Here is a 26,993-nt window from a genome sequence, read left to right on the forward strand (position 1 = left end):
GATGATGGTCGGCAGCGACGTGACGGCGCCGAAGCAATCCAGCCATTCGATCCGCGGCCCATTGCTGAGTGTCAACGGCCTGACGCTGCGTCCCGACGATCCACATGGCGTGACGCTGCGCGACCTCTCCCTCGAAGTCCGTAGCGGCGAGATCGTCGGCATCGCCGGAGTTGCCGGCAACGGTCAGGACGAGTTGTTCGCGGCGCTGTCCGGCGAGACGGGAATCGCGCAATCGGACGCGATCAAGATGGTCGGCGAGGCCGCCGGAAGCCTTTCGATCAACCAGCGGCGCCTGCGCGGCGCCGCTTTCGTGCCGGAACAGCGCCTCGGCCACGCAACGGTGCCGACCATGAGCCTGTCCGACAACGCGTTGCTGACCGGACATGCGACCGGGGGACTGACGAGGTTCGGCTTGGTCGACCGCGGCGCCGCGCTGGCGCTGGTCGATCAGGTCAGCGAGGCCTTCGACGTACGCAAAGCCAGCCGTGATCCGGAAGCAGCGCGGCTCTCCGGCGGCAATCTGCAGAAGTTCATCGTCGGTCGCGAGATCCTCCGGCAACCGCGCCTCTTGGTCGTCGATCAGCCGAGCTGGGGATTGGATGCCGGCGCGGCCAGTGCAATCCGCCAGGCGCTGCTCGATCTCGCGGCGCGCGGCGCGGCCGTGCTGGTGATCAGTCAGGACCTCGACGAGTTGATCGAGATCGCCGATCGCATCGCGGTGATGTTTCACGGCAGGCTGTCGCCGCCGCGTCCCGTCACCGAGATCGGCCGCGATCAATTGGGGCTGTTGATGGGTGGCAGCGGCTGGCCGACGGAGGTGCGCGATGTCGCTGGTGCTTGAGAGGCGCAGCGAACGATCGATGGCGATTGCGCTTCTGTCCCCGCTGCTCGCGGTCACGCTGACGCTGCTGACCCTGACAATCGTGTTCGTGGCGCTCGGCAAAAATCCGGCTGCGGCGCTGGCGGTGTACTTCATTACGCCGCTGACCGACGGCTACTCGCTGCAAGAGATCGCGGTGAAGGCCTCGCCGCTGATCATGATCGCGGTCGGGCTGGCGCTGTGCTACCGCGCCAACGCCTGGAATATCGGCGCCGAAGGGCAGTTGCTGATCGGCGCCATCGCCGGCAGCGGCCTGGCGGTTATGACGCACGGGACTAATCCCGGCCCGTGGCTGCTGCCGGCGATGCTGCTGGTCGGAGCGCTGGCCGGCGCCGCTTATGCGCTAATTCCGGCCCTCTGCAAGGTCAGGTTCGGCGCGTCGGAAATCCTGATCAGCCTGATGCTGGTTTATGTCGCCGGCCTGCTGCTCGACTATCTGGTGCGCGGGCCGTGGCGCGATCCGGCCGGCTTCAACTTTCCCACCACCGCCGAGTTCGACCCTGCAGCAACGCTGCCGCTGCTGATTGCCGGCAGCCGCGTTCATGCCGGCCTGATCCTGACGTTGATCGCGGTCGCGGCGGCCGCCGTTCTGCTCGGCCGCACGCTGAAAGGATTCGAAATCCGCGTGGTCGGCACCGCCCCGCGCGCCGCACGGTTCGCCGGCTTCAATGCCGATCGTCTGGTGCTGACGACGTTTGCGATCTCCGGCGCCCTGGCCGGCCTCGCCGGCATCATCGAAGTCGCCGGACCGATCGGGCATCTGCAGCCGGATATCTCCCCGGGCTACGGCTTCACCGCGATCATCGTGGCGTTTCTCGGCCGCCTCAATCCGCTCGGCATTCTCGCCAGCGGCCTGTTCCTCGCGCTGACCTTCATCGGCGGCGAGCAGGCGCAGATTGCGCTCAAACTGCCGCAGGACATGACCGGCGTGATCCAGGGCATCCTGCTGTTCTACGTGCTCGCCTGCGACTCGCTGATTCTGTACCGGATCCGCTGGCGCAGCCCGCAACGAAAGGCGTTGCATGGGCCTCTTTGAAGCCATCCTGCTGTCGATCGTCACCGCCTCGACGCCGCTGCTGCTGGCGGCGAGCGGCGAGCTGATTGCCGAGCGCGCCGGCGTTCTCAACCTCGGCGTCGAAGGCATGATGCTGATCGGCGCTGTGTGCGGCTTCGCCGGCGCCTGGGCGACCGGCTCGACCGCGATCGGCGCGCTGTGCGGGATCGCGGCCGGCGTCGCGCTTTCGGCGCTGTTCGCTGCGGCTGCGATCGGGCTTGCGATCAATCAGGTCGCGGCCGGCTTGGCGCTGACGATCCTCGGCACCGGTCTCGCAGGCCTGATTGGCGCGCCGTTCGTCGGCGAGAACATCACCGCCGCACCGCATCTGTGGCTGCCGTGGCTCACCGACATCCCGCTGATCGGCAAGCTGCTGTTCGGCCAGGACGCGCTCGTCTATCTGGCAATCGCGCTGATCGCCGCGATCGCCTACGTGCTCGCCCGCACACGGACAGGATTAATCCTGCGCGCGGTCGGCGACGATCCGGCCTCGGCGCATGCGCTGGGCTACAACGTCGCGGCGATCCGGACGCTGGCTGTGCTGTTCGGTGGCGGCTGCGCGGGGCTCGCCGGTGCCTATCTGACACTCGCCTATACGCCGTTCTACGCGCCCGGCATGACGGCGGGGCGCGGCTGGATCGCGCTGGCGCTGGTGGTGTTTGCCTCGTGGCGACCGGGTCGGCTGGTGGCCGGCGCCATCCTGTTCGGCGCGGTGTCGATCCTGCAGCTGCATGCCCAGGCGATCGGCCTCGGGGTGCCATCTCAACTTATGTCTGCGCTGCCCTATCTTGCCACGGTGCTGGTGTTGGTGCTGATCTCGCGCGTCCGCCGCGGCGGGTCTGTGGCGCCGGCGGCGCTCGGAACCGCTTTCGTGCCGGAGCGCTAGAAACGAGATCCGAGAGCCGTGCGGCAGGGGCGCGGGACTCGCACAGGACGATCCCCGAGGATGAAGCGGAGATTCGGATGAACAAGGCGATCATGGCGGCGCTGGTGCTGACGGCGAGCTGCGCCGGGCTGTCGGTGGCGAGCGCACAGGACAAGCCGGAGAGCAAACCCGACAAGCTGAAGGTCGGCTTCGTCTATGTCGGCCCGGTCGGCGACTTCGGCTGGTCGTATCAGCACGATCAGGCGCGCCAGGCGATCGTCAAGGAATTCGGCGACAAGGTCGAAACCACCTACCTGGAGAAGGTCAGCGAAGGCCCTGACGGCGAGCGCTCGATCGAACAGCTCGCCCGCGCCGGCAACAAGCTGATCTTCGTCACCTCGTTCGGCTACATGGATTCGGTGATCAAAGTCGCCAAGAAGTATCCGGACGTGAAGTTCGAGCACGCCACCGGCTACAAGCGTGAGCCGAACGTCTCGACCTATGCGGGCCGGTTCTACGAAGGCCGCACCATCCAGGGCACCATCGCCGCAAAGATCTCCAAGAAGGGCGTGCTCGGCTATATCGGCTCGTTCCCGGTGCCCGAAGTGATCTCCGGCATCAACGCCACCATGCTGGCGGCGCAGAAGATCAATCCGAACATCAAGGTCAAGATCGTCTGGGTGAACTCCTGGTTCAATCCCGGCAAGGAAGCAGACGCCGCCAAGGCGTTGATCGATCAGGGCGCCGACGTGATCATGCAGCACACCGACAGTGCCGCAGCGGTGCAGATCGCCAACGAGCGCGGCATCCACGCGTTCGGCCAGGACTCCGACATGATCAAGTTCGGACCGAAGGCCCAGCTCACCGCCATCATCAACAACTGGACGCCGTACTACGTGTCGCGCGTCAAAGCGGTGATGGACGGTAACTGGGCATCGCAGGATGTCTGGGAAGGCCTGAAGGACAAGATGATCCAGATGGCGCCCTACACCAACATGCCGGACGACGTGAAGAAGCTCGCCGCCGACACCGAGGCCGGCATCGCCGCCGGCACGATCAAGCCGTTCGCCTGCCCGATCCTCGATCAAGAGGGCAAAGAGGTCGAATGCAAAGGCGGCGATCAGCTCGACGACGGCCAGATCCGCGGAATGAACTTCTACGTCAAAGGCATCGACGACAAGATTCCGGGGAAGTGAGTCAGATACTCACCGCTGGTGAGGAGAGCAGGGCCTCCCCGATGCTGACGTCATACGCGGGCTTGACCCGCGTATCCATCTTGCGAAAGCGCGCTGACTCACCTCAGGACGATGGATTGCCGGGTCAAGCCCGGCAATGACGGCGCAGGAAGATCGACGCGAACCTCTGTCGCGTCGGTCGGTTTCCTCAATGCAGCCGCGGCGCCTTGAGAAACTTGGCACGGTCGGAGGAATGCAGCACCACGTCGAAGGTGGCGCCGCCGCTGAACAGCGTCAGCGGCACCTCGACGCCCGCGGTACCGAGCGCCCAGACCTTGCGATAGAATTCCGCTTCGCTGGTCACCTTGTCGCCAGCGACTGCGAGGATCACGTCCCCGGTCTTCAGCTCGGCGCGCGCCGCCGGCCCCTTCGGCGCAATCCCGACCACCACGACCTTGTCTTCGATCTCGGTTGAATACAGCCCAAGCCAAGGCCGCACCGGCTTGCTCGGTCGACCGAACTTGCGCAGGTCGCTCAGCACCGGCGGCAACAAATCGATCGGCACGCTCATATTGTAATGCTCGTTCGAGCCGCTGCGTTCGATCTGCAGCGAGCCGACGCCGATCAGCTCGCCGGTCGCCGACAACAGCGCGGTGCCGCCCCAATTCGGGTGCGACGGCTCGGTGAAGATCGCGTCGTCGAGCAGATATTCCCAATAGCCGGCGAATTCCTGGCGCGCGGCAATGCGCCCCGCGACCGAACGAGTACGGCCGCCGACGCCGCCGATGATGACGCGCTCGCCCGCCTTGGCAAAAGCCGAGCGGCCGAGCGGCAGCGACGGCAGGTCGATCGGGCCGAGCGCCTGGACGAGGCCGAAGCCGCTTTCCTGATCGAAGCCAAGCGGATGGCCTTCGACGACGCGGCCATCGCCGAGATGCAGCCATACCGTTTCGGCTTCAGTGATCAGGTAGCCGATGGTCAGCACCAGGCCGTCATCGATCAGCACGCCGTTGCCGGCGCGCTCGGTGCCAAGCGTCCCGGCCGTATAGGCATCAGCCGGAATGATCGCGTGCAGCCCGACCACCGCGGACAACGCGCGATCGAGATCGAAGCCGAAATCGGACGAGCGAGGCCGGATCGCGGCCGGGACATTCCATTCGGGGAGCGAAGGCATCCGGCGTCTCCTGTTGCGCAACACCGCGTGCAACCGGAAATATCGGGGCCTCGGGGACGATTTGCAAGCCGGCGTCACCGTGCCGCGGGCGGCGGCAAGGAGCGCCGGCCGACCGAGGCTCAGCCCTCCTTATGGACGCCCGAACCCTCGACGATCTTGCGCCAGCTTTCGGTCTCCGCCGCCAGCATCGCGCCGAACTGCTTGGCGTCGCCATGCAGCGCAATGGCGCCGAGATCGGCAATGCGCTGCTTGATCGTCGGCTCGTCCAGCGCCGCATTGATCTCGCGGTTGAGCAGATCGACGATCGGCTGCGGCGTGCCGTGCGGCGCGCCGACGCCGTAGAACGAGCTAGTGTCGTAACCGGCCAGTGTGTCGCCGATCGGCGGCACGTCCGGCAGCACCGCCGAGCGCTCCCGGCTGGTGACGCCGAGCGGGCGGATCTTGCCGGCCTGCGCCAGCGCGAACGACGAGGTGACGTTGTCGAACATCGCCTGAATCTGGCCGCTCATCAGGTCGGTCAGGCCCGGCGCCGAGCCGCGATACGGCACGTGCACCATCTCGATGCCCGCCATCGACTTGAACAACTCGCCCGACAGATGCAGCGAGGTACCGATGCCCGACGAGCCGACGCTGATCTTGCCCGGATGCGCCTTGGCATAGGCGATGAACTCCGCGACGTTATTTGCCGGAATATCGTTATTGATCACCAGCACCAGCGGAATGCGGGCGATGCCGGCGACCGGCGTGATGCTCTTGGCGAAGTCGAACGGCAGCGCGCGATCGAACGACGCGTTGATCGCATTCGCGGTGCTGGTCAGCAGCAGCGTGTAGCCGTCAGCCGGCGAATTGATCACCGCCTGGGTGCCGATGGTGCTGCCGGCACCTGGTTTGTTCTCGACCACGAAGCTCTGACCGAGCTTCTCGGACAAATACTGACACACCAAGCGCGACAGCACGTCGGTGGCGCCGCCGGCCGCATAAGGCACGATCCACTTCACCGGACGATTCGGATACGCCGCCGGGTCCGCCAGCGCCGGCGAGACCAGCCGCGCACCAGCGGCACAGATCGCCGCGCCTGCCGCCGTTCCAAGCAATGCTCTCCTGCTGATCGTCATCGCACCCTCCATGTAATCCTGCTGGACACTGCGATAGCGCAGACGAACCGCCTCGCGCATGCACGGACCGCGATCGTGGTAAAGGCGCATGAACGGCGAGGCGCCGTTCTTCGGGATTAGCGATAAGTTGTCGTTAATTCCGCCGCTTCATACTCGCCCGGCGGGCCCAATATGCCCAACTGTTCTGCGCCGGAGTCACGGCACACCTGCGGCAAGGTTAACGAGACCTTACAGACCGAGCGATGCAAGGTTGAACCGATGACCGACTTTGCCCTCGCGCCGCCGGACGCTGTTCGAGACAGCCCGCCTCGTCTCAAAGCCCTGCAGCTCGGCCTTCTGTGGCTGGTCGGTGCCAGCGGCGCGATCGTGTTCATCGAGCCGAGCCCCTATGAAATCGCCATCGTGCTGGCGCTGGGAGTCCTCGCCGTCACCGGAGGGCTCCGGCTTGCGCCGGCGCTGATCGTTCCGATCGGACTGCTGATCGGCATCGAACTCGGCTACAGTATCGGCGCGGTCGGCCTGATGGACGACCCCATCATTCTGAACTGGATCCTGACCTCGTGGTACATGGCGGTGACCGCGATGTTCTTCGCGATGGTGTGCCTGCAGGACACCCGCGAGCGGGCCGAAGCGATCGCGAACGGCTATCTGGTCGGCGGCCTCATCGCGGCACTGGCCGGCATCGTCGGTTACTTCAATCTGCTGCCCGGCGGGCAGGATCTGCTGACGTACGTGGGGCGCGCGCGCGGCACGTTCAAAGATCCGAACGTGCTCGGTGCGTTTCTGATCTTTCCGGCGATCTACAGCCTGCAGCGGGCGATCGAAGGTTCGTTCTGGACGATGGTGCGCAACGGCGTCGCGTTCGGCATCATCTCGCTTGCGGTGTTCCTAGCCTTTTCACGCGCCGCCTGGGGCATGCTGGCCGGCGCTTCGCTTCTCACCGTGGCGCTGATGTTCATCACCGCACCGACGCAGCAGCGGCGGCTGCGGATCGTCGTGCTCGCCGCACTAGCGCTGATCGTGCTCGCCGCCACGATTGCGGTGCTGCTGTCGTTTGACCAGATCGACGCGCTGTTCAAGGAGCGCGCCAGCCTGTCGCAGCCTTACGACAGCGGCCGGTTCGGCCGGTTCGGCCGGCATCTACTCGGCGCCAAGATGGCGCTCGACTATCCGACCGGCATCGGTCCGTTGCAATTCAGGCGGTTCTTCCCCGAGGACACTCACAACTCGTTCCTCAACGCCTTCATGTCCGGCGGCTGGATCAGCGGCACGCTGTATCCGGCTCTGGTGTTCGTGACAGCGGCCTATGGGCTGCGCAACGTGTTTGTACGTACGCCGTGGCAGCGGGTCACGATCGTCGTGGTGACCGCAATGGTGGTCACGCTACTCGAGAGTTTCATCATCGATACCGACCACTGGCGGCACTATTTCATGCTGGTGGGCTTGACTTGGAGCCTGGCGATCGCCAGCACTCGGTTCCGACGCAGCCGATCAGACCCGGCTGTTTCCGCGGGCTGACCGCCCGCCACAGAGCATCGAACGCAGCGCATGACCAAACGCCACATCCTCGTGACCGGCGGCGCCGGCTACATCGGCAGCCACATGACGCTGGCCCTGCTCGGCGCCGGCGAGCGGCCGCTGGTGATCGACAACCTCTCCACCGGCTCGCGTGCGATCGTGCCACCCGAGGTGCCGTTCTTCGAGGGCAATGTCGGCGACGCCGACTTCGTCGGCCGGATCATGGACGAACACCCGATCGAGGCGATCATTCATTTCGCCGCCAGCATCGTGGTGCCGGAATCGGTCACCCAGCCCCTCGCCTACTACGGCAACAACACGGCCAACGCGCGCACGCTGCTCGACTGTGCGGTCAAGCGCGGCGTGCCGCATGTGGTGTTCTCGTCGACCGCTGCGGTCTATGGCGAGCCGGACCGCACACCGGTCGAAGAAGACGACCCGACCCGTCCGATCAATCCTTACGGCCGCTCCAAGCTGATGGTCGAATGGATGCTGGCCGACGTCGCGCAGGCCTATCCGTTCAGCTACGCGGCGCTGCGCTATTTCAATGTCGCCGGCGCCGATCCCCAAGGCCGCGCCGGACAATCCACACCGAACGCGACCCATCTGATCAAGATCGCGGTGCAGGCCGCGCTCGGCAAGCGTCCCGGCCTCGACGTTTACGGCACCGACTATTCCACCCCGGACGGCTCGTGCATCCGCGACTACGTGCATGTGTCGGATCTGGCCCAGGCGCATCTCGATGCGCTCGACTACCTGCGTGCCGGCAGGCCGAGCATCACCTGCAACATCGGCTATGCCAACGGCTACTCGGTGCTCGATGTGATCGATGTGGTGAAGCGGGTGTCGGGCGTCGATTTCGAGGTGCGGATCAAGGGTCGGCGCGCCGGCGATCCCGCCGCGCTGATCGCTGCCAATCAACGCGCCCGGACCGCGCTGAACTGGACGCCGCGCTACGACGATCTCGAGCAGATCGTGCGCGACGCGCTCGCCTGGGAGCGCCGTCTCGGCTGAGACAGCACGGCCAGCCCGCTGTATCACCGCGGGACGACGCACCAGATCGGTACAGGACCGGACGCTTGCAGAACAGCTACGGCCGCCTTTCTACGATCGCGGCGATGCGGCTTTAACCACTTTACCTTGTTGAATGGAGGCGGTTGGCAATAGGTTGCTTCCATTAGTCGAATGATCGATTGTTCCGCCGCAAAGTCGATCGACCTTGACGGTCGAGAGGAAGTGGAATGTCCAACACGCAAGACAGCGGCGAACAGCCGAATGCGCCGACAGGTGCCGAACGGCGCAAGTCGGATCGCAGGAAAGCTGCGTTTTGGATTCCGTTCGAGCAAAATCTGCCGCACGGCGAGCGCCGCGTTTCCGGCGATCGCCGCCGCGAGCGGTTCGGGCAGTGGCCGCGTGTTGTGCTCGGCGGACTGCCGATCGTCGTCAGCGACCAGACCGAGACTGCGCGCGCGATGGTCGATGAAGCGCTGCAGCGTCGCGGACTTTGGCGCTATCCGGCCTACATGACGTCTGCGAACGGCGAAGTGACGTATCGCTGCGCGGTCGACGAAACCGAGCGCAAGCTGGTGACGGAGGCCGATGCCATCCATGCGGACGGCATGCCGCTGGTGTTCGTGTCGCGATTCCGCTGCGGCCAATCGCTGCCTGAACGCGTCGCCACCACCGATCTGTTCCACGAGGTCGCGCGCGAGGCCAGCAAGCGCGGCGCGACCATGTACATGCTCGGCGCCAATGAAGACTCCAACCGCCGCGCGGTCGAACGCGTGCAGCGCCGCTATCCCGGGCTGCGCCTCGTCGGCCATCGCCACGGCTATTTCGCCGACGAGGCCGAGGAAATTGCAGTGTGCCGCGAGATCGGCGCGCTCGCGCCGGACATCCTGTGGGTGTCGATGGGGGTGCCGCGCGAACAGGCGTTCGTCGTGCGCAATCGCCATCGCCTGACCACCGTCGGCGTGATCAAAACCTCGGGCGGCCTGTTCGACTTCCTGTCGGGCTCGAAGCCGCGCGCGCCGCAATGGATGCAGAAGATCGGCCTTGAATGGCTGTGGCGCATGGCGCTGGAGCCGCGCCGACTCGGGGTGCGCTATCTGAAGACGAACCCGTACGCGATGTATCTGCTGCTGACGCGGTCGCGCTGACCTTTCCTTCTCCGCTTAACGCGGATGCATCAGCGCATCGATTACACCGGCGTCCAACCTGCCGGTGCGCGGATCGGCCAGACCAAATCCCTGATCCAGCTCCCAATAGGTCCAGCCCCAGCAATTCGCTTCGGCCGAATCCACCACGGACTCCAACCAGCGCAACCGGCTGTCGCGCGGCGCCGCTGGTTTGAACACGCCGAACTCGTTGATGAGCAACGGCCGCGCGTAGCGCTCCTGCCAGGCGACCGCCGGAATCAGCTGCCGGGCCACATAACTCGGCGAGCCCGCCTGCGCGATCGCCTTGTCCAGCTCCTGCAGCGCTTCATTGTCGCCGCGCGACGTCAGCTCGCTGCGCAGTCGCTCTACGGCGGGATCGTCGGCGACAAGCGGGAACGGTAGATCGTGAATCCGGCTCAATGGGTTGGCCGAATCCCAATGGCCCTGATGGGTGAACACCATCGGATCGTAGAAATGCAACGCATAGACGACGTTACGGTCGGCGAGCGGCCTGAACTGCGGCAACGAATCGGCACGTTGCCAATAGGTCGGGCCAACGATCAGTGTGGTCTGCGGCAACTGCCCCCGCACAAAGGCAGCGAGTTGTTCGACTTCGCTCTGCCAGCGATCCGGCGCGATATCCGGTTCGTTCAGCAGTTCGGCAGACACCCGTGCCGTTGGATGCTTGCGGATCACCGTCGCAAGGCTGCTCCACGCGTCGGTGAGCGCCGCCATCGAGGACTTCGGATCATCGCGGTGGAGGCGGCCGAAGCCATCCCCGGGATGCAGGTCGACCGACACATGAAAGCCCAGGCCGATCAGTTCGGTGAGCGCCGTATCGACACCGGCGAGCTGTCGTTCGATCGTGGCCGGCGAACTGAATGCCCGCATCACCAGATCGCCGGCGACCGGAAGCCTCACATGGGTGAAGCCCGCGCTACGCACGGCGCGGAGTAGCTCCAGGCTCGGAGCCTGCAGCCGCTCGTTCTCTGTCCAATTCGAGACATTCACGCCGCGAGCCAGCGCGGCGATGGTCTGAGGCGGAACGCCGGATGTCGGGCCCGTGCAGCGGCCCTGCGCATCGGCTTGCGCGCTCCAGCAAAGTGCGAAGAGCGCGACGGCGGTGCAAGCGATCGCACCTCGGGTGAGCACGCGCCGTACGCCGGTCAGCTCGCCAGCCGCGCGGCGATGGTGGCCGCGGCGGGAGCCGGTTGCGCGCCGGCCTTGTTGACGACCACGCCGGCCGGTGCGTGACCACTCTGCGACAGCAACGCCTGCGCTTCCAGGGCGGCGCCAGCCTGGGTCACGGCGCTGTCGATCACGAGCAGATTGAGATCGGTATGAGCAGCGATCTCGGCCACCTCCGGCTGCGAGGCAAGCGCCGGGGCGTCGATCAAGATCAGGTCGAATTCGCCGCGAACATCGTTCTGCACCGTTACGTCGGGTGCCGCGGCGATCAGACGGACGACGGAGGGGATCGTCGTCTTCAGCACACGCACGAGAGCGCCGCCATCCGGCTCTGCGCGGTTCGACGGTGCGGCGCGCGACTGCCCCGCGACTTCGATGACGACACTCAGCATCCCGCGATCCACCGCAATCGCGTTCAGCGCACGCGCCACCGAGCTCTTGCCGGCGCCGGGATCGACCGACGTCACCAGCACCACCTTGCCATGCTGCGATGGCTTAACACCGATCGCATCGAGCAGCCCGACGACGTAGGGATCGAGCCGCCGCTCGCCGCCCAGCATCGCGAGCTTGCCGCCGAGGGTGCGCACGCCCGATAGATCGGGAATCCGCGCAACAATCGGCAGGCTGGCATAGTCGGCAGCGGGCTTCTTGTCTTCCACCGGCGGCGCTGCGGCTTCGACCGGCACAGGCGCGGTCGCGCCTTCCGGCGGACCAGAATTGTCGGCTCGCTCCGGCTGGTTCGACATCGACGCCCAAATTGCAGTGATGGCAATCGACACCAGGATCGACGCCACCGCGATGGCGGCGATCAGCACCAGCAGCGGCGGGCGGGTCGGCCGGGTCGGCGGCGTCGCAAACGAAGCCACCTTGGTCTGGCTCGCCTGCAGCAGGCGCTGCTGATTGGTGGCGTTGTAGCGCTCCAGGAATTGCTCGTAGATCGCCCGATTGGCGTTGGCCTCGCGCTGCAACTCTTTGAGTTTCACAGAAGCCTGGTCGTCGCCGAGCATCTCGGTCTCGAGCGTCTTCAATTGCTGTTCCAGCGCCTTCTGCTGGTCGCGCATCGCCTCATAGTCGGACTTGGCGCTGGCGATGTTGCGTTTGCGCTCGGCCTCGATCTGGCGATTAAGCTCGGCAAGCTGATTATAGGCGATCACCAGCTCCGGATGGCGATCCCCGAGGACAGCGCGCTTCTGAGCGATCTGATCGTTGAGCTGGGTGCGCTGGGTGCGCAGCACGCTGACGAGGTCGGACTTCGATCCGGTCGAGCCATCGACCTCGGATTTCAGGTCGCGCTGCGCCTGCTCGTAGCGGTTTTTGGCTTCCTCGGTGCGGAGTCGCGCCGCGGACACCTGCTGGGTCAGCTCGGTGACCCGGAGTTGACGCGTCGTACTCTCGCGGCCGGCATCGACAATGCGGTACTGCGTCTTGAAAGCCGCGACAGCGTCTTCCGACGCCCGCAGCTTTTCGTTCAGCGTCTTCAGGCGGCTGTTGAGCCAGCCGGCGGCCTCGTCGGCGGCGACAGCGCGCACCTGGGTCTGACTGGCGACGAATGCTTCAGCGACCGCGTTGGCGTAATACGCCGCCCGCTGCGGATCCTTCGCCACGAAGGTCATCTCGATCACGTAAGTCAGGCCGCGTCGCGCGATCTCCAGATGCTTGCGGAACCGCTCAAGCACGCGGGCCGGATCGGTCTCGCTGCCGGCGATCTCATGATCTTCGGCAACTTTCAGCTTCTCGACCAAGGGCCGCAGGAAACCATCCGACTTCGCAATTTCGATCAGGCTCTGCAGCGCAGCGGCGTCCTGACCAATCCCGGGCAGCACCTCCTGATCGGTCGTGACGCGCTGCTCACGTGGATCGACCATCACCAGTGCGGTGGCCGCATAGCGGACCGGCAGCAGCCACAGCACGATCATGCCAAGCACGAACAGCGCACCGGCAAGCAGCACGATCCGCTTGAGATTGTCACGCAGGAACTTGCTGATAACGGCGGGCGTCAGCTTGGCTTTGATCAGGTCGCCTCGATCGGTCGGAAGCTGATCAGGACTCTCCCAGATGTCCGCAGTCGGACGCGGGGCGGGGACCGCCTTGTCCCGGCCTGGTTGGCTACCCGACATACGCACACTCCACACGAACCGCCTGCGTCACCACCGGGACAAAGTAAATATCTACGGTTAATCCGTGGTTACTCCAGGCCACCCGAATGGAACGTTACCAAATGATTAAGGAACCGTCCGGACGAAGCGTGAGTGCGACTAACTCGCTTGGTGCTTTCCGCATCAATTAACCGCGCCACAATGAAATCGACCAGGCGCGGCCGCGAGAGTGTACAATTACGCGGTCAGGACGTGCACTTTTCGTTAACCGTCACACCTGCAGCAAGCTGAACAAGACGGAAAGCGCACGGGGAGACGAGGCACGTGAACGAACAGATCACTCGAGCCGAGCATGCGTTCGTCACCGGCGGACGCACTGCGAGCTCGCGTGCACCGAAAGCTTCCGCCGGAGCGTCGGCGAAATCAATCCGTCGGCGCGTGCTGCTGATCCAGACCCAGGCCGAGAACGCCGGTGCGCAGGAAATCTCTCGTCTCGTCGGAGCTGGCCTCGCGGCTCGCGGCTACGAGGTTGCAGACCTGTTCTTCTTCCGGCAATCGCGCGGGTTCGACGAGCCGGCGAACACCGCCTATTGCGCCCCGCGGCGTCCCGGAAATCCGCTGTCGTTCCTGCGCTTCCTGGTGTCGCTTGGCCAGCAGATCCGCGCCGCCCGCCCCGACGCCATCCTGACGTTTCAACACTATGGCAATGCTATCGGCGGTGCGATCGCGCGGCTGGTGAGCCCGGCGCCGGTGATCGCCAATCAAGTATCGGCGCGGCTGACGATGCCGGGCTGGCTGCAGAAGCTCGACCTGATGATGGGGCGGCTCGGAATCTTCCACACCATTACGGTGAATTCTGAAGACATGCTGCGCGACTATTCGCGCTATCCGGATTCATATCGCAGACGCCTCACCCATGTTCCGCACGGCTTCGATCGCAAGCACTCAACGTTGGCGAAAGCCGACGCGCGACGCCGCTTTGCCTTGCCGGTCGACGGCGTCGTTCTCGGCACCGCGGCGCGGCTGCATCCGCTGAAGCAGCTCGACGCCAGCATCCGGGTTTTGCCGGCACATCCGGCCTGGCGGCTCGCGCTGGCGGGGCACGGGCCGGACGAAACGCGGTTGCGCGCGCTCGCCGAACAGCTCGGCGTCGCCGATCGGGTATTCTTCGTCGGTGAAATCACACCCGAACAGGTCGCCGACTTCCTCGCCTGTCTCGACGTGTTCGTGTTCCCGTCGCTGGCCGAGACCTTCGGGCTCGCCGCCGTCGAGGCGGCCCATGCCGGGGTGCCCGTGGTTGCCAACGATCTGCCGGTTCTACGCGAGGTGCTGTCGTATCAGGGCGAACCGGCGGCAGTGCTGGTCGATGCTGCAGACGCGACCGCACTCGGCTCCGCAATCAGTGCCGTGCTGGACGACCCTGCGCTCAGGGTGCGACTCCAGCGCAGTGGCGAAGGTTTGATGAACAGATACTCTGTCGACGCCATGGTCGATGAATACGTCCGCATTCTCGAACAGGCGATATAGTTGTTTTTGACGGATTGTCTGATGATTGTTGAGCTTCGTTTCGACCAGCAACGACCTCGAGCATGGATGCACCACCTGCTCGATCTGCTGGCGGGTAGTGGCCGGACGTTGCAGGTGAGCTGGATCTCGACGTCCGGGGAACGGCCGGCCGGGCTCGACACGCTGCTCGACCTCGAACGGATGCTGCTGCGGCGTGGCCAGCGCTGCGGCGGCGACCGCGAGCCGGCGCTGCTCGAAACCTCGCGCCCCTCCCACGGCCAGCCCGAAGTGGTAATCGACTTCACCACTGCGCCCCGCGAAGCTGATTGCCCTGCCCGGCTGTATCTGCGCCCGCTGTTCGATGGCCAGCCCGGTGAAGACGCCGCGCTGGCCGCCATCCTCGCAGGCGATCTGCCGGTGATCGATATCCGGGACGAGATCAGCGGGGCGGTGGTGTGGTCAGGAAAGCCGTCGGGTGAGAACGCCAGCGGCCTCGGCGGCGCGCTCGGCGCCACCATGGCACGTACCGGAACGCTGCTGAGGGGCGTCCTCGAAAGCGGTCCGCGAGCACAAGGCGTCCGCCACGACGGCCCTCATCTCGGCCACGCGCACTCCGCCGCAGGTTTCATCGCCCGCAAGCTCGCGATGTCGATCGCCAAGGCGATCTACCGGCTGTGCTGCTATGCGCCGCATTGGCGGATCGGCTGGCGCTATACCGACGATGCCGGGATCTGGAGCTCCGGCGATCTGTCGGGACCAAACTGGCACGCGCTGCCGAGCCCGGCGAACCGGTTCTATGCCGATCCATTCGCGGTGACCTGGAAAGGCCGCACCTTCGTGTTCTTCGAAGATCTCGACCATCGCGTCGGCAAGGGCACGATTTCCGCGATCGAATTCGGCGAGACCGGCCCGATCGGCGAAGCGGTGCCGGTGCTTGAAGAGCCGTGGCATTTGTCTTACCCGTTCCTCATCGTGCAGGACGACGAGCTCTGGATGATCCCGGAGAGCAGCCTGCAGAAGACCGTGTCGATCTATCGCTGCGTCGAGTTTCCGGGCCGCTGGGAGCGCCACGCGACGCTGCTATCCGGCGTTGAACTTGCCGACGCCACCATCCTGCAGCACGAGGGGCTGCATTATCTATTCGGCGCCACTCGCGACGATGATAACGATGGCGGCTATTCCGACACGCTGTCGATCTACGTCGCAGACGATCTGTTCGGGCGGTGGCGACCGCACGCGCTGCGTCCAGCCCTGGTTGATCGCGCCAGCGCGCGTCCCGCAGGGCATTTCTTCCGGCGCAATGGACGGCTATGGCGACCGGTGCAGGACTGCACGCACGGCTATGGCGGGGCGCTGGCACTTGCGGAGATTAATGCGCTCTCGCCAGAGACTTTCGAGCAGACCGTGCATCACGTCATCGAACCTGGACCGCGCTGGCCCGGCCGCAAGCTGCACACGCTCAACCGCTGTGGACGACTCGAGTTGATCGACGGCAGCGTGATTCAGCCCAAGCTGCAGCCGCTACGCCGAATGGCCCGCGCCAACGACCCCGTCGCCGTCCCGGCGCGCTGACGCTCTGCCTTGCGCCTCAATCGCTACGGAGCAGACGGCCGGCGATCGATCCGGCGGCAAGACCAATCGTTCCGCCGGCGAGTTTGACGCTGGCGTCGAACAGCCGCCCATGCCGTGACGCCTCCAGCACCTGCAGCAGTTCGAATAGCACCGCAGCGCCGAGCACGATCATCGCAGCGAACAAGATGTAACGCGGGTAAGCCGCTCCGAACAGTGCTCCCACCACCGCGAACGCCACGAAGCGCTCAATCGACGGCGAAAATCCGGTGGTTGGCCTGAGACCTATCGGGCTGAGGGTCGCAAACGCGATCCCCGCAAGGCACAGCCAGGCCGCAATCCGAAGCAGCGTTCCGAAGTTGAGGCTAACGACACGACTATTCATAGATCCGATATCCGCGCTGATGAGACGATGGTTAATGCCAAAGCGCCCCCGCTTCGGTCGGGTCTGCGAGCATCTTTACCGTTATCGACAATTATCGCCCGGCATTCGCTCGCCGATCGTTCAAATAGGATAGATTGCTACGGTGCGCCAGGACGGTGGCGGCGGGATTATCGACGTGGTGAACCCGGTCCCCGGAGGACCGTTCCGGTCGTCGGCGACTCCCTCAGAATCTGCAGACCCGTCGCGAGGTCGATGACTTTGAAATTCGGTACCGCGTTCGAAAGACTGATCGATCTGCGCAACAACCCGGCGATTCGCGCCATGACCGGCGCGTTCGGGTTGCGCGTTCTGATCACGATCGTCAATCTCGGACTGGTGACGCTCGCCGCACGCACGCTGAGCGGCCATGACTTCGGCACCTATTCGATGCTGTTCAGCGCCGCGGGCCTGCTCAGCGTCGTCGCCACCTTCGGCCAGCAGATCTTCATCATGCGGTCGTGGAGCGAATACACCAATGCGGGCGACGAGCCGAAACTGAAAGGCGCGATGACCTTCACCGCGCTGGCCAGCCTCGCCGGCAGCATTCTGATCGGCTTGCCGTTCTTCTTCTGGGTCTCGCTCGAGCAAGATACGGTGCTGGCGGCATCGACGACGCTGTACCTGGTGTGCTTCGCGCTGATGCTGATTTCAGCACACGTCACCCGCGGCGCCGTCGGCGTCGGTGTCAGCGACGGACTCACCTACCTACTGGTCGCCACCTGTCCGATGGTCTACCTCGCTGGGTGCGTTATCTCCGGCACCCCGATCGAGATCCACTCCATCTTTCTGACCATGGCGGCGGCCTCGTGCTTCACCGTGATGGTGCAGATGACGTTGTTGCGGCGACGGGTCCACGCTCAGTTTCCGCATTTTGGCCGCTCACGCTTGGCCTTCGAGCTGCGCACCTGGAGCGCACGCTCGGCCAAGCTGTGGGTGTCGAGTTGCCTGGAGGCGGCCAATCAATACGCTGACGTTGTGATCATCGGCTACCTGATGAGCCCGACTGTCGCCGGCGCATATTTTGTCACCACCCGGATCGCCAACGCCTTCGCGATGGCCACTGGGGCGGTTTACATCTTCTCGACCCGTCACTTCCCGCATCTGTATTACAGCCGGCAGCATCGCGAGCTCGACGGCCTGCTCGATTCCGTAGCGCTCGTCACGCTCGCGATCGTCATTGGCGGCCTGATGGTGGTGCTCGGCGGCGGCCACTGGATCCTGTATCTCTTCAACGCGGAATACGTCTCGTATTACAGCGCCCTGGCGATCCTGACGGCAGGCACCGCTGCTGTCGCCGCCGCCGGCCCCTGCGGTTCGATCCTGATGCTGACGGGCCACGAGGGCCGCTATCTGACGATCATCGGCGGCACGGTGCTGATGCGCGCGGTCGGCTTCTTCATCCTGATCCCGCTGTTCGGGATCTCTGGCGCTGTCGCGGCAACCGCAATCTCGTTCATCGCACTGGCGCTGCTGATGCGCAGCGCGTCGATCAAACTGGCTGGCATCGACGGTTCGGTACTGCGGCTCCTGACGGGATGGCGCCGACGCCGGCTCACGCAGCCAGCGGAATGATCCGCCTTCCGGGCGTCCGCGCGACCAACGCCACGCTTCATCACATGCTCGGATGAATTGGTTTGCGGCTTAATGGTCGGCCGCGAGCAGCGAGAGCCAATTGCTGAATAGGGCCGCCGCAGAAGCTTCGAGCGCAGCCGCCAGTCCAGGCCGGAGCGCCAACGGCGGCAGTTCAGCAATCATCTCGGGCTTACGATCCGCGCGGGCACGATCGCAAAACACGGCGAGCCGAAGTTCCGTCTCGGCGCAGAAGTAGTTTTCCGGTGCCGCAGGACAGTCGTTGCGTTCACCGGCAAGATAGCGGCCGATGTCGCGGAGGAATTCGCGCTGCAGCGTCGCGGCGTCGTACTCCGGATGACCTTGAAAGAACACCATGCGGCTGCGGCCGTCGCGCTTGAACACGTCGACGCTCGCTCCGGCTGCTTGCGTCAGCACCTGATAGCCGGCGGCAGACAGGTCGTCCGCGTCGAGATCGTTGAGCCGCGAATGCGAGACCCGCATCGTCGCCGGCAGGTCATTCAGCATCGGATCCTGCTGCAGCTTCTCGACGGCATAGACCCCCGAGCATTTGCGCGGCAGTCTTCGGCGCTCGATGCCGTCGAGGTGCAGGACGGCGGCGTGGGCGGCGAGACAGGACCAGATCGTCGAGCGGGTGTTGGCTTCGGCCCAATCCACCAGCCGGCGAAACTCGTCCCAATACGGCTCGTCGCGGAGTGCCGCCGTGCGCGGCTCCGCGCCGGTGACGATCAGACCGTCGAGCCGGACGCGGCCGAGATCAGCGATATCGGAATAGAGACTGTCGATGCGGTGGCGGGCGGTTGGCGACCGCGGCACCGATCGCAGCGCGAAGCAATGCAGCCGAACGCGCTGGGTGCCGGCACCGGCGCGCAGCAGCTTGGTGAATTGGCGCTCGGTCGCGCGTAGCGCCGCATCACCCATGTTGTTGACGAGGCCGATCTCGATCGGCTTGTGCCGATCCGGCCGCCCCCACCGGCTTCGCTCGTCGCCGGCACCATCCGGCGCCAGCACAGGGCTGTCGATCGGATCGGCGCTGTCGAACAGCAGGCTCATGCGCGAGCGCCTATTCGGCCGCCGCCAGACGCGGCTGCGAACCGCAGGCCGCTGCGAGCGCTTGATCGAGATCTTCGATGATGTCAGCGATGTGTTCGATACCGATCGACAATCGGATCGTCTCCGGCAGCACTCCTGCTTGGCGCTGCTGCTCGGCCGACATCTGACGATGGGTGGTCGAGGCCGGATGGCAGGCGAGCGATTTGGCATCGCCGATGTTCACCAGCCGGGTGATCAGCTTGAGCGAATCGTAGAACGCCTTACCGGCCTCCATTCCGCCCTTGATGCCGAAGGTGAACAGCGACGATGCGCGACCGTCGAGATACTTCTGCACCAGCGGAGAATACGGGCTGTCCGGGAAGCCGGTGTAGTTGACCCAGGCAACGCGTGGATCGTCGCGCAGGAATTCGGCAACCTTGCGGGCGTTCTCGACATGGCGCTCCATCCGCAGCGCCACGGTCTCGATGCCCTGCAGCAGCAGGAAGGCGTTGAACGGCGACAGCACCGAGCCCATCGTACGTTGATAGATCGATCGCGCGCGCTCGACATAAGCAGTCGGCCCGAACCGCTCCGCATAGATCATGCCGTGATAGGAGTGGTCCGGCTGATTGAATGCAGGAAACCGCGCAGGGTTCTTGGCCCAATCGAACCGTCCGCTGTCGACTATGGCGCCGCCGAGCGTAGTGCCGTGGCCACCGAGGAACTTGGTGAGCGAGTGCACCACGACGTCCGCGCCGAATTCGATCGGCTTGAATAAAATCGGCGTCGCCACGGTGTTGTCGACGATCAGCGGCACGCCGGCGCGATGCGCGACTTCGGCGATGGCTTCGATGTCGCAGACATTGCCGGCGGGATTGCCGATGGTTTCGCAGAACACCGCACGGGTGTCTTCATCGATCAGCCTGGCGATGTCGTCTGGCTTGTCGCTGGTCGCGAAACGGCCGGCGATGCCCTGCCGCGGCAGGATGTGGGACAGCAGCGTATGCGTGGTGCCGTAGAGCTGCGGCACCGAAACGATGTTGCCGCCGTGATCAGCGAGATTGACGAAGGCGAAATGCAGCGCGGCTTGACCGCTCGCCACCGCCAGCGCACCGACGCCACCTTCCAGCTCAGCCACACGCTTTTCCAGCACGCTGGTGGTCGGATTGGCGATCCGCGAATAGCGATAGCCTTCGGTCTCGAGATTGAACAACGCGGCGCCATGGTCGGCGCTGTCGAACGCATAGGATGCGGTTTGATAGATCGGCACCGCAACGGCGTGAGTGGTGGGTTCGGGCTCGTAGCCGGCGTGGATAGCGAGCGTCTCGTTGCGCATGAGCTCCTCCCTTCGCCGCGGCTGCACTTCACACACAGAGGTCCGCGTCTGGCCTTTGCTAGAACGCACCGCATTAGCGGACAACACATTTCAAAGACGACGACAAACTATCCCTAATTTCGCTTGCTGATTTGAACACAAATTGAGTCAATTCCGATTTGTTTACCTTAAGCGCGCTTCGTCGAACCGTTCGCAACAAATCGCCAACCGCCCTCGCCTACAATTGCACTCAAACTCGAACGAACTTTCAGAACTGGTGTCGATGACCGTGCACGCAGCTGCAGCTACCCGCCCCCCCGATACGGCGCGTGCACGCCCGTCGGTCGCCAAGAGCTGGCTGAGCGCGATCGAAATCACGGCGCGGATCGAACGCGAGCCACAGCGCCTGCTGTGCGATGCGATCGCCGAGTGGGCGACACGCACGCCAAACGCGCCGGCGCTGATCTCGGAGAACGAGCGATTCAGCTACGCGGAGCTAACGCAACGGATCGATCGCTACGCGCGCTGGGCGCTGGAGCATGGAATCGGCAAAGGCGTCATCGTCGGGCTCCTGATGCCGAACCGTCCCGACTATCTGGCGATCTGGCTCGGCATCACTAAAATCGGCGGCGTGGTGGCGCTGCTCAACACCCAGCTCACCGGCCCCTCGCTCGCCCATTGCATCGATGTTGCAGCACCCAGCCATATCATCGTGGCGAAGGAATTGAACGACGCCTACGACAGCGCAACACCGCATCTGGCATCGGCGCCTCGGCTATGGCTGCATGGCGACGAGGTTGACGAGTCAGGGCTGTCCGTCGCATTGGCGACCGTGCAGGACGATCCGCTGACAGCAAATGAACGTCCCGCTGTCACCATCGATGATGTGGCACTGCTGATCTACACCTCGGGAACCACGGGCCTGCCGAAGGCAGCGCGGGTCAGTCATCGCCGGGTGATGAGCTGGGCCGGCTGGTTCGCTGGGCTCACCGGCGCGAAGCCCGATGATCGCATCTACGATTGTCTGCCGATCTATCACAGCGTCGGCGGCGTGGTCGCAACCGGCAGCCTGCTGATGGCGGGCGGCTCGGTCGTGATCGCCGAGAAATTCTCCGCGCGGCGATTCTGGGACGATATCGTCCGCTACGACTGCACGCTGTTTCAATATATCGGCGAGCTGTGCCGCTATCTTGTCCAGGCGCCGCACGCGCCCAACGAGATACGCCATCGCCTGCGGCTCGCCTGCGGCAACGGGCTGCGTGGCGACGTGTGGGGCGCGTTTCAGGGGCGGTTCGCGATCCCGCGCATTCTGGAATTCTACGCCTCCACCGAGGGCAACTTCTCGCTCTACAATGTCGAGGGTGAGCCGGGCGCGATCGGGCGGATACCATCATTCCTGGCGCATCGCTTTCCGGCCGCGCTGGTGAAATTCGACTTCGAAACCGGGCTGCCGATACGAGACGGCCACGGCCATTGCATTCGCTGCGACCGCGGCGAGGCTGGTGAGGCGATCGGCCGGATTGGCGAGGCCGAGCGCGGCGGCGGCCGGTTCGAAGGCTACACCACCGATGGCGACAGCGAGCGCAAAATCCTGCGCGACGTGTTTGCGCCGGGGGACGCCTGGTTCCGCACCGGCGACCTGATGCTGCAGGACGCCAAGGGCTTCTTCCGCTTCGTCGACCGGATCGGCGACACCTTCCGCTGGAAGGGCGAGAATGTCGCGGCGAGCGAAGTCGCCGACATACTCGCCGCCTGCCCCGGCGTGATCGACGCCACCGTCTATGGCGTCAGCGTTCCGAACCATGACGGCCGCGCCGGCATGGCGGCCCTTGTGACAGACCACCGCTTTGATCTTGCGGTGCTGCATCGGCACCTCGTCGAACGGCTGCCGGCCTATGCACGGCCGCTGTTCCTACGGCTCCGGATGGCCCTCGATCTCACCTGCACGTTCAAGCAGGCAAAGCAGCCGCTGATCGCCGAGGGGTTCGATCCGTCCCTCGTCAGCGATCCGCTCTATGTCGCCGATATAGCCGCAGGCCGCTACGTCGCGCTCGACACTGACATCTTCAGCCGCATTACCCGCGGCGCATTCCGATTGTGATGGACCCGACGATGCCTGCTGCCGCACCAATCAACTATTCGCAGACCTGGACCTTCTTCGAGGGCGAGTGGCACGATGGCAACGTGCCGATCATGGGGCCGCGCACCCATGCTGCTTGGCTCGGCTCGATGGTGTTCGATGGCGCGCGCGCGTTCGAGGGCGTCACGCCGGATCTCGACCGGCATCTGGCACGGATCAACTGGTCCGCGGCTAACTTCAAACTGAATGCCCTGGTGGATCAGCCGACATGGCTGGGTCTAGTCCAGGACGGCCTGAAGCGGTTCGCCGGAAGTGCCGAACTCTACATCCGGCCGATGTATTGGGCGCAGAACGGTGTCGGCGGCGGTGTGTTGTTCGATCCCGACACCACCAATTGGTGCCTGTGCATCTACGAAGCGCCGATGCCGAAACCGACCGGCTTGTCGATTACGCTGTCGCCGTACCGCCGGCCGACCGCGGAATCTGCGCCGGTGGAGGCCAAAGCCGGCTGCCTGTACCCAAACAACTCACGCGCGATGATGGAAGCCAAGAGCCGCGGCTTCGACAATTGCCTGCTGCGTGACATGCTCGGCCACATCGCCGAGCTCGGCAACTCCAACATCTTCATGGCGAAGGATGGGGTGGTCTACACGCCGGCCGCCAATGGCACCTTCCTGAGCGGCATCACCCGACAGCGCGTGATCGAACTGCTGCGCGGCGACGGCGTCACCGTGATCGATAGTTCGCTGAACTACCGGGATTTCGAAACCGCCGATGAGATCTTCGCCAGCGGCAATTTCGCCAAGGTGCAACCGATCATCCGGATCGACGACCGCTCGCTGCAGCCGGGTCCGTTCTACGCCAAGGCGCGCAAGCTATATTGGGAGTTCGCTCACGGTTGAGCGCCGCTGCCGACACCGGCCCGCAATTCACGGACCGAACAGCACCAGCTCGGTCTCACTGAGATCGGCAAGCCGCGGCGGGTTCGGGCCCTTGTAGTACTTGCGGCCACGCGACTCGACATAGAAGCCGGTCAGTTCATCCATCGGACCGAGCGCGTCGAGAATCACGAGCGGCCGGCCGCGCCAGAGCAGCGCTCGGCCAAGCACGCCTGCGCATTGCACGAATTCGGCGACGTCGCGGCAATACACCAGCTGCATCGCGGGGAATGGGAAGCGGCCGTGCTTCACCCGCTTCGGCAAAAACAGAAACGGCATCGTGCGGCCATCCGGCAGATGCACCGCGAGAGCCAGACATCCATAAGACGCATGGCTGCGGAGCAGCTCGCACTCCGTCTCACTCAACCCGGCGACCACGCCGGTTGCTTCGGTCACCACCTCGACACGCGCGCCCTTTTCGGCGCGCGACAGCCACGGCAGCGCGAAGAACATGCCGTTGCAGTAGCGTTTGAACCCCAGCGCCTCAACGATCGGCCAGGTGTTCACCGCCGGCGAGATATTGACGTAGGTGACCTGCTTGTTTTTCTGCGCCATCGACGTCAGCAGCGTCGCATAGTTGCGAAAATCGGGCTCGACGTACCAGCTCGAGACGTTGCAGCGGAGAATCTGTTCCGGGCCGGGACGACGCGCCGCGTACAGCAACAACAATGCGCCGACGGGACGGCCACCACTCTCCAGCAGATAACCGTATCGCGCGCAGCCTTCCGGCAATTCACGCGCGCCGACGCGATGCAGTCCGCGCAACCAATAGTCGCGGCGGCGACCCGGAAAGCCGCGCGTCAGCAGATCGGAGACAGCGTCGATGTCGGCGTCGCCGATCTCACGGCAACGTACTTTGCGGGCTTCCAAAGCCATTTACCAATCGGCCCGAATTGCAAGTGAAGCGCATGGATTTGTTTCGATTTTGCGCCATATGCTCTTTGTCTCACGGATCGATCAGAAAGGCGAAGTGTCGATGTCTGTACGGTTAACAATCGTCTCGGCGATGCAGCAGATCGCTGACGAACAAGGCTTCAAGGTTCCTGCGCTGACGGATGACCTGGTGCTACACGAATCCGGATTCGACTCGCTCGGCTTTGCCGTGCTCGTCGCGCGCCTCGAAGACGAACTCGGCATCGATCCGTTCAGCACGGCAGACGACGCCATCTTCCCGGAGACGCTCGGCGACTTCATTGGAGCCTATGAGAATGTCCCCGCGTGAGATCGTTGCGCTCCGCCACTATCTCACAACTGATCTGACCAGCCGCACGCTATCGGACGCGACTCATGAGATCGCGTTCGCCGACATCGCGCGGGGGACTTGTCTTGCCGACAAGCTGCCTGAGCTCGCCGGCCGTTCGGTTCTGCTGTCGCTCTCGACGCAGCTCGTCACCGGACTGGTAATGATCGAACTCGACGGCGTGGCGCGGCGAATGCTGCTGTGCCCGCCCGACGTCGACATGACCTACGCCGCCGATCTGATCGCGGATGCGGAGATCGACGCCATCGTCACAGATGCGCCAGAGCGCTGGCAAGGCCTCGGCGTCGGCACCATCATCACCGCAGGTCTGCCGCTGCAGCCCGCGGCCCCCATCGCAGCCACGCACGCTACGTCGTGGTTGATGCTGACCTCCGGCACCACCGGCCGGCCGAAGATCGTCGCCCACACGCTGGCAGCGTTGACCGGCGCGATCGTCGGCGACAACGTCGCGAAAGATGCGCCGACCTGGGCGACGTTCTACGACATCCGCCGCTACGGCGGCCTGCAGATTTTCCTCCGCGCCGTGCTCGGCGGCGGCTCGATGGTGCTGTCCGCTCCCGGCGAAGCAATTGGCGATCATCTGGCGCGGCTCGCCGCGCGCGGCGTGACCCACATCTCCGGCACGCCGTCGCACTGGCGCAAGGCGCTGATGAATCCAGCGATCGGCGGTTTTCGCCCCGGCTATGTCCGATTGTCCGGCGAGATTGCCGACCAAGCCGTGCTCGACGGACTCCGCAACGCGTTTCCTGACGCCTCAATCGGCCACGCCTACGCCTCGACTGAAGCCGGCGTCGGGTTCGCCGTCAATGACGGCCATGAGGGCTTTCCGGCGTCGCTGATCGGCAACGCGCCCGGCATCACCATGAAGGTGGTCGACGGCTCGCTGCGGATCAAATCGACCCGCGCCGCACACACCTATGTCGGACGCAGCGCTCCGCCGCTGACCGACGCCGACGGCTTCGTCGACACCGGCGACATGGTCGAGCTGCGCGGCGATCGCTATTACTTCGTCGGCCGCCGCGACGGCGTGATCAACGTCGGAGGCCTCAAGGTTCATCCCGAGGAAGTCGAAGCCGTGATCAACCAGCATCCCTCAGTGCGGATGTCGCGGGTCCGGGCGCGGCGCAGCCCAATCACCGGCGCGCTGGTCGTCGCGGAGGCGGTGCTCGCCAGTGTGGCGGACGCCGGGCGCACCGGCGCGATCCGCGAGGCGATCCTCGCCAATTGCCGCGCCGCGCTGCCGCCACACAAAGTCCCGGCGTCGATCCATTTCGTGCAGCAACTCGATGTCACCGCCTCCGGAAAGCTGGCGCGCCATGCATAAGGTGGTGGTGACCGGCGGCAGCCGGGGGATTGGGCTCGCGATCGCACGGCGCCTCGCCGCGGCCGGCTACGGCGTGATCGCTGTGGCGCGGCGCGAGAGCGACGAGCTGAAGACTGCGATCGACGAGGCTGCGAAAGGACCTGGCTCGATCGCGTTCAAGGCTTACGACCTCGGAGACATCGACGGCCTCGCCGGCTTCGCCAAGTCGCTGCGCCAGGAATTCGGCAAGATCTACGGCCTCGTCAACAACGCCGGCATCGGCACAGAGGGCGTGCTCGCCACCATGCACAACAGCCAGATCGAGACGCTGCTGCGCATCAACGTGACCTCGCCGATCGTACTGACCAAATACATAGTCCGCCACATGATGGCCGATGGCGCCGGCCGCGTGATCAACATGTCGTCGATCATTGGCTCGACCGGCTACAACGGCCTGTCGGTGTACGGTGCCACCAAAGCAGCGACGATCGGCTTCACCCGCTCGCTCGCGCGCGAGGTTGGCCGACTCGGCATCACCGTCAACGCAATCGCGCCCGGCTTCATCGATACCGAACTCACCGCGGGACTTGCCGGCGAAGGCCGCCAGAAGATCGCCGGCCGCAGCGCGCTCCGTCGACTGGCGGAGGCGGACGACGTCGCGCGGATGGTCGAATTCCTGCTCGGCGACGGCGGCCGCAACATCACCGGTACCGTGCAGACGATCGACGCCGGCAATACGGCGTAGGTCACT

23 protein-coding genes are annotated in these 26,993 nt (G+C 64.9%); 15 read left to right on the forward strand and 8 right to left on the reverse strand.

What is annotated here, in order from left to right; translation table 11 throughout:
- The 4 genes from DY467_RS22770 to DY467_RS22785 all read left to right on the forward strand — a co-directional run.
- A partial coding sequence (locus DY467_RS22770; protein WP_164639167.1) for an ATP-binding cassette domain-containing protein occupies positions 1-841 on the forward strand: 841 nt, incomplete at its 5' end.
- Positions 825-1,916 (forward strand): ABC transporter permease, encoded by a 1,092-nt coding sequence (locus tag DY467_RS22775; protein WP_164639169.1) that lies wholly within the window; start codon positions 825-827, stop codon positions 1,914-1,916. The genes DY467_RS22770 and DY467_RS22775, both read left to right, overlap by 17 nt.
- A complete protein-coding gene (locus DY467_RS22780; RefSeq protein WP_164639171.1) occupies positions 1,903-2,820 on the forward strand; it encodes an ABC transporter permease in 918 nt (305 codons plus the stop codon). Before DY467_RS22775 ends, DY467_RS22780 begins: the two co-directional genes overlap by 14 nt.
- Positions 2,821-2,897: 77 nt before the next feature.
- On the forward strand, positions 2,898-3,995 hold the full coding sequence (locus DY467_RS22785) for a BMP family ABC transporter substrate-binding protein (protein WP_164639173.1): 1,098 nt from the start codon (positions 2,898-2,900) through the stop codon (positions 3,993-3,995).
- A gap of 187 nt (positions 3,996-4,182) precedes the next feature.
- Here the strand turns inward: DY467_RS22785 and DY467_RS22790 are convergent, their stop codons facing one another.
- Together DY467_RS22790 and DY467_RS22795 are read right to left on the reverse strand one after the other, a co-directional pair.
- Complete coding sequence (locus DY467_RS22790; protein ID WP_164639175.1) at positions 4,183-5,148, reverse strand: S1C family serine protease; 966 nt, start codon at positions 5,146-5,148, stop codon at positions 4,183-4,185.
- A 119-nt stretch (positions 5,149-5,267) separates the two neighbouring features.
- Positions 5,268-6,263 carry a Bug family tripartite tricarboxylate transporter substrate binding protein gene (locus DY467_RS22795; protein ID WP_246701618.1) on the reverse strand — a complete coding sequence of 332 codons (996 nt, stop codon included), beginning with the start codon at positions 6,261-6,263 and terminating at the stop codon, positions 5,268-5,270.
- A gap of 258 nt (positions 6,264-6,521) precedes the next feature.
- On the opposite strand from DY467_RS22795, the gene DY467_RS22800 reads away from it, so the two are divergent.
- The 3 genes from DY467_RS22800 to DY467_RS22810 all read left to right on the forward strand — a co-directional run bounded on the left by DY467_RS22800 (position 6,522) and on the right by DY467_RS22810 (position 9,940).
- Positions 6,522-7,781, forward strand: a complete 1,260-nt coding sequence (locus tag DY467_RS22800; protein ID WP_164639177.1) for an O-antigen ligase family protein — start codon at positions 6,522-6,524, stop codon at positions 7,779-7,781.
- Between the two features lie 30 nt (positions 7,782-7,811).
- Positions 7,812-8,795 (forward strand): UDP-glucose 4-epimerase GalE, encoded by a 984-nt coding sequence (gene galE / locus DY467_RS22805; protein ID WP_164639179.1) that lies wholly within the window; start codon positions 7,812-7,814, stop codon positions 8,793-8,795.
- A 227-nt stretch (positions 8,796-9,022) separates the two neighbouring features.
- On the forward strand, positions 9,023-9,940 hold the full coding sequence (locus tag DY467_RS22810) for a WecB/TagA/CpsF family glycosyltransferase (RefSeq protein WP_107346129.1): 918 nt from the start codon (positions 9,023-9,025) through the stop codon (positions 9,938-9,940).
- Positions 9,941-9,955: 15 nt separating this feature from the next.
- Here DY467_RS22810 and DY467_RS22815 read toward each other — a convergent pair whose 3' ends face one another.
- Together DY467_RS22815 and DY467_RS22820 are read right to left on the reverse strand one after the other, a co-directional pair.
- Positions 9,956-10,951 (reverse strand): glycoside hydrolase family 5 protein, encoded by a 996-nt coding sequence (locus DY467_RS22815; protein WP_349627677.1) that lies wholly within the window; start codon positions 10,949-10,951, stop codon positions 9,956-9,958.
- Between the two features lie 155 nt (positions 10,952-11,106).
- Positions 11,107-13,245: a GumC family protein gene (locus DY467_RS22820; RefSeq protein WP_164639183.1), complete on the reverse strand. Its 2,139-nt coding sequence runs from the start codon at positions 13,243-13,245 to the stop codon at positions 11,107-11,109.
- A gap of 303 nt (positions 13,246-13,548) precedes the next feature.
- On the opposite strand from DY467_RS22820, the gene DY467_RS22825 reads away from it, so the two are divergent.
- Both DY467_RS22825 and DY467_RS22830 read left to right on the forward strand, forming a co-directional pair.
- Positions 13,549-14,751, forward strand: a complete 1,203-nt coding sequence (locus DY467_RS22825) for a glycosyltransferase family 4 protein (RefSeq protein WP_164639184.1) — start codon at positions 13,549-13,551, stop codon at positions 14,749-14,751.
- A gap of 21 nt (positions 14,752-14,772) precedes the next feature.
- Complete coding sequence (locus tag DY467_RS22830; RefSeq protein WP_164639185.1) at positions 14,773-16,302, forward strand: glucosamine inositolphosphorylceramide transferase family protein; 1,530 nt, start codon at positions 14,773-14,775, stop codon at positions 16,300-16,302.
- 16 nt (positions 16,303-16,318) lie between these two features.
- On the opposite strand, the gene DY467_RS22835 is transcribed toward DY467_RS22830, so the two are convergent.
- Positions 16,319-16,684, reverse strand: coding sequence for a hypothetical protein (locus DY467_RS22835; RefSeq protein ID WP_164639186.1), 366 nt, complete (start codon positions 16,682-16,684; stop codon positions 16,319-16,321).
- Between the two features lie 252 nt (positions 16,685-16,936).
- Between DY467_RS22835 and DY467_RS22840 the strand changes: the two genes are divergently transcribed.
- Positions 16,937-18,295, forward strand: a complete 1,359-nt coding sequence (locus tag DY467_RS22840) for a lipopolysaccharide biosynthesis protein (RefSeq protein ID WP_246701619.1) — start codon at positions 16,937-16,939, stop codon at positions 18,293-18,295.
- A 69-nt stretch (positions 18,296-18,364) separates the two neighbouring features.
- On the opposite strand, the gene metA is transcribed toward DY467_RS22840, so the two are convergent.
- Together metA and DY467_RS22850 are read right to left on the reverse strand one after the other, a co-directional pair.
- Positions 18,365-19,366: a homoserine O-succinyltransferase MetA gene (gene metA / locus DY467_RS22845; protein ID WP_164639187.1), complete on the reverse strand. Its 1,002-nt coding sequence runs from the start codon at positions 19,364-19,366 to the stop codon at positions 18,365-18,367.
- A 10-nt stretch (positions 19,367-19,376) separates the two neighbouring features.
- Positions 19,377-20,681 (reverse strand): O-acetylhomoserine aminocarboxypropyltransferase/cysteine synthase family protein, encoded by a 1,305-nt coding sequence (locus tag DY467_RS22850; protein WP_164639188.1) that lies wholly within the window; start codon positions 20,679-20,681, stop codon positions 19,377-19,379.
- A gap of 262 nt (positions 20,682-20,943) precedes the next feature.
- Here DY467_RS22850 and DY467_RS22855 point away from each other — a divergent pair, with 262 nt between their 5' ends.
- Together DY467_RS22855 and DY467_RS22860 are read left to right on the forward strand one after the other, a co-directional pair.
- On the forward strand, positions 20,944-22,761 hold the full coding sequence (locus DY467_RS22855; protein ID WP_164639190.1) for a long-chain-acyl-CoA synthetase: 1,818 nt from the start codon (positions 20,944-20,946) through the stop codon (positions 22,759-22,761).
- 11 nt (positions 22,762-22,772) lie between these two features.
- Positions 22,773-23,642 (forward strand): branched-chain amino acid aminotransferase, encoded by an 870-nt coding sequence (locus DY467_RS22860; RefSeq protein ID WP_164639192.1) that lies wholly within the window; start codon positions 22,773-22,775, stop codon positions 23,640-23,642.
- A gap of 27 nt (positions 23,643-23,669) precedes the next feature.
- Here the strand turns inward: DY467_RS22860 and DY467_RS22865 are convergent, their stop codons facing one another.
- Complete coding sequence (locus DY467_RS22865) at positions 23,670-24,554, reverse strand: acyl-CoA acyltransferase (protein ID WP_164639193.1); 885 nt, start codon at positions 24,552-24,554, stop codon at positions 23,670-23,672.
- Positions 24,555-24,654: 100 nt separating this feature from the next.
- Here DY467_RS22865 and DY467_RS22870 point away from each other — a divergent pair, with 100 nt between their 5' ends.
- Genes DY467_RS22870 through DY467_RS22880 form a run of 3 tightly spaced genes read left to right on the forward strand, consistent with a single transcriptional unit; the run spans position 24,655 to position 26,987 of the window.
- A complete protein-coding gene (locus DY467_RS22870) occupies positions 24,655-24,900 on the forward strand; it encodes an acyl carrier protein (protein ID WP_012497748.1) in 246 nt (81 codons plus the stop codon).
- On the forward strand, positions 24,887-26,263 hold the full coding sequence (locus DY467_RS22875) for a class I adenylate-forming enzyme family protein (RefSeq protein WP_164639195.1): 1,377 nt from the start codon (positions 24,887-24,889) through the stop codon (positions 26,261-26,263). The genes DY467_RS22870 and DY467_RS22875 overlap by 14 nt, the downstream gene beginning before the upstream one ends.
- Positions 26,256-26,987, forward strand: coding sequence for an SDR family NAD(P)-dependent oxidoreductase (locus DY467_RS22880; protein WP_164639213.1), 732 nt, complete (start codon positions 26,256-26,258; stop codon positions 26,985-26,987). The genes DY467_RS22875 and DY467_RS22880 overlap by 8 nt, the downstream gene beginning before the upstream one ends.
- Positions 26,988-26,993: the final 6 nt, after the last annotated feature.

It is taken from the genome of Rhodopseudomonas sp. BR0G17, from assembly GCF_010907025.1.
GTDB lineage: Bacteria > Pseudomonadota > Alphaproteobacteria > Rhizobiales > Xanthobacteraceae > Rhodopseudomonas > Rhodopseudomonas palustris_H.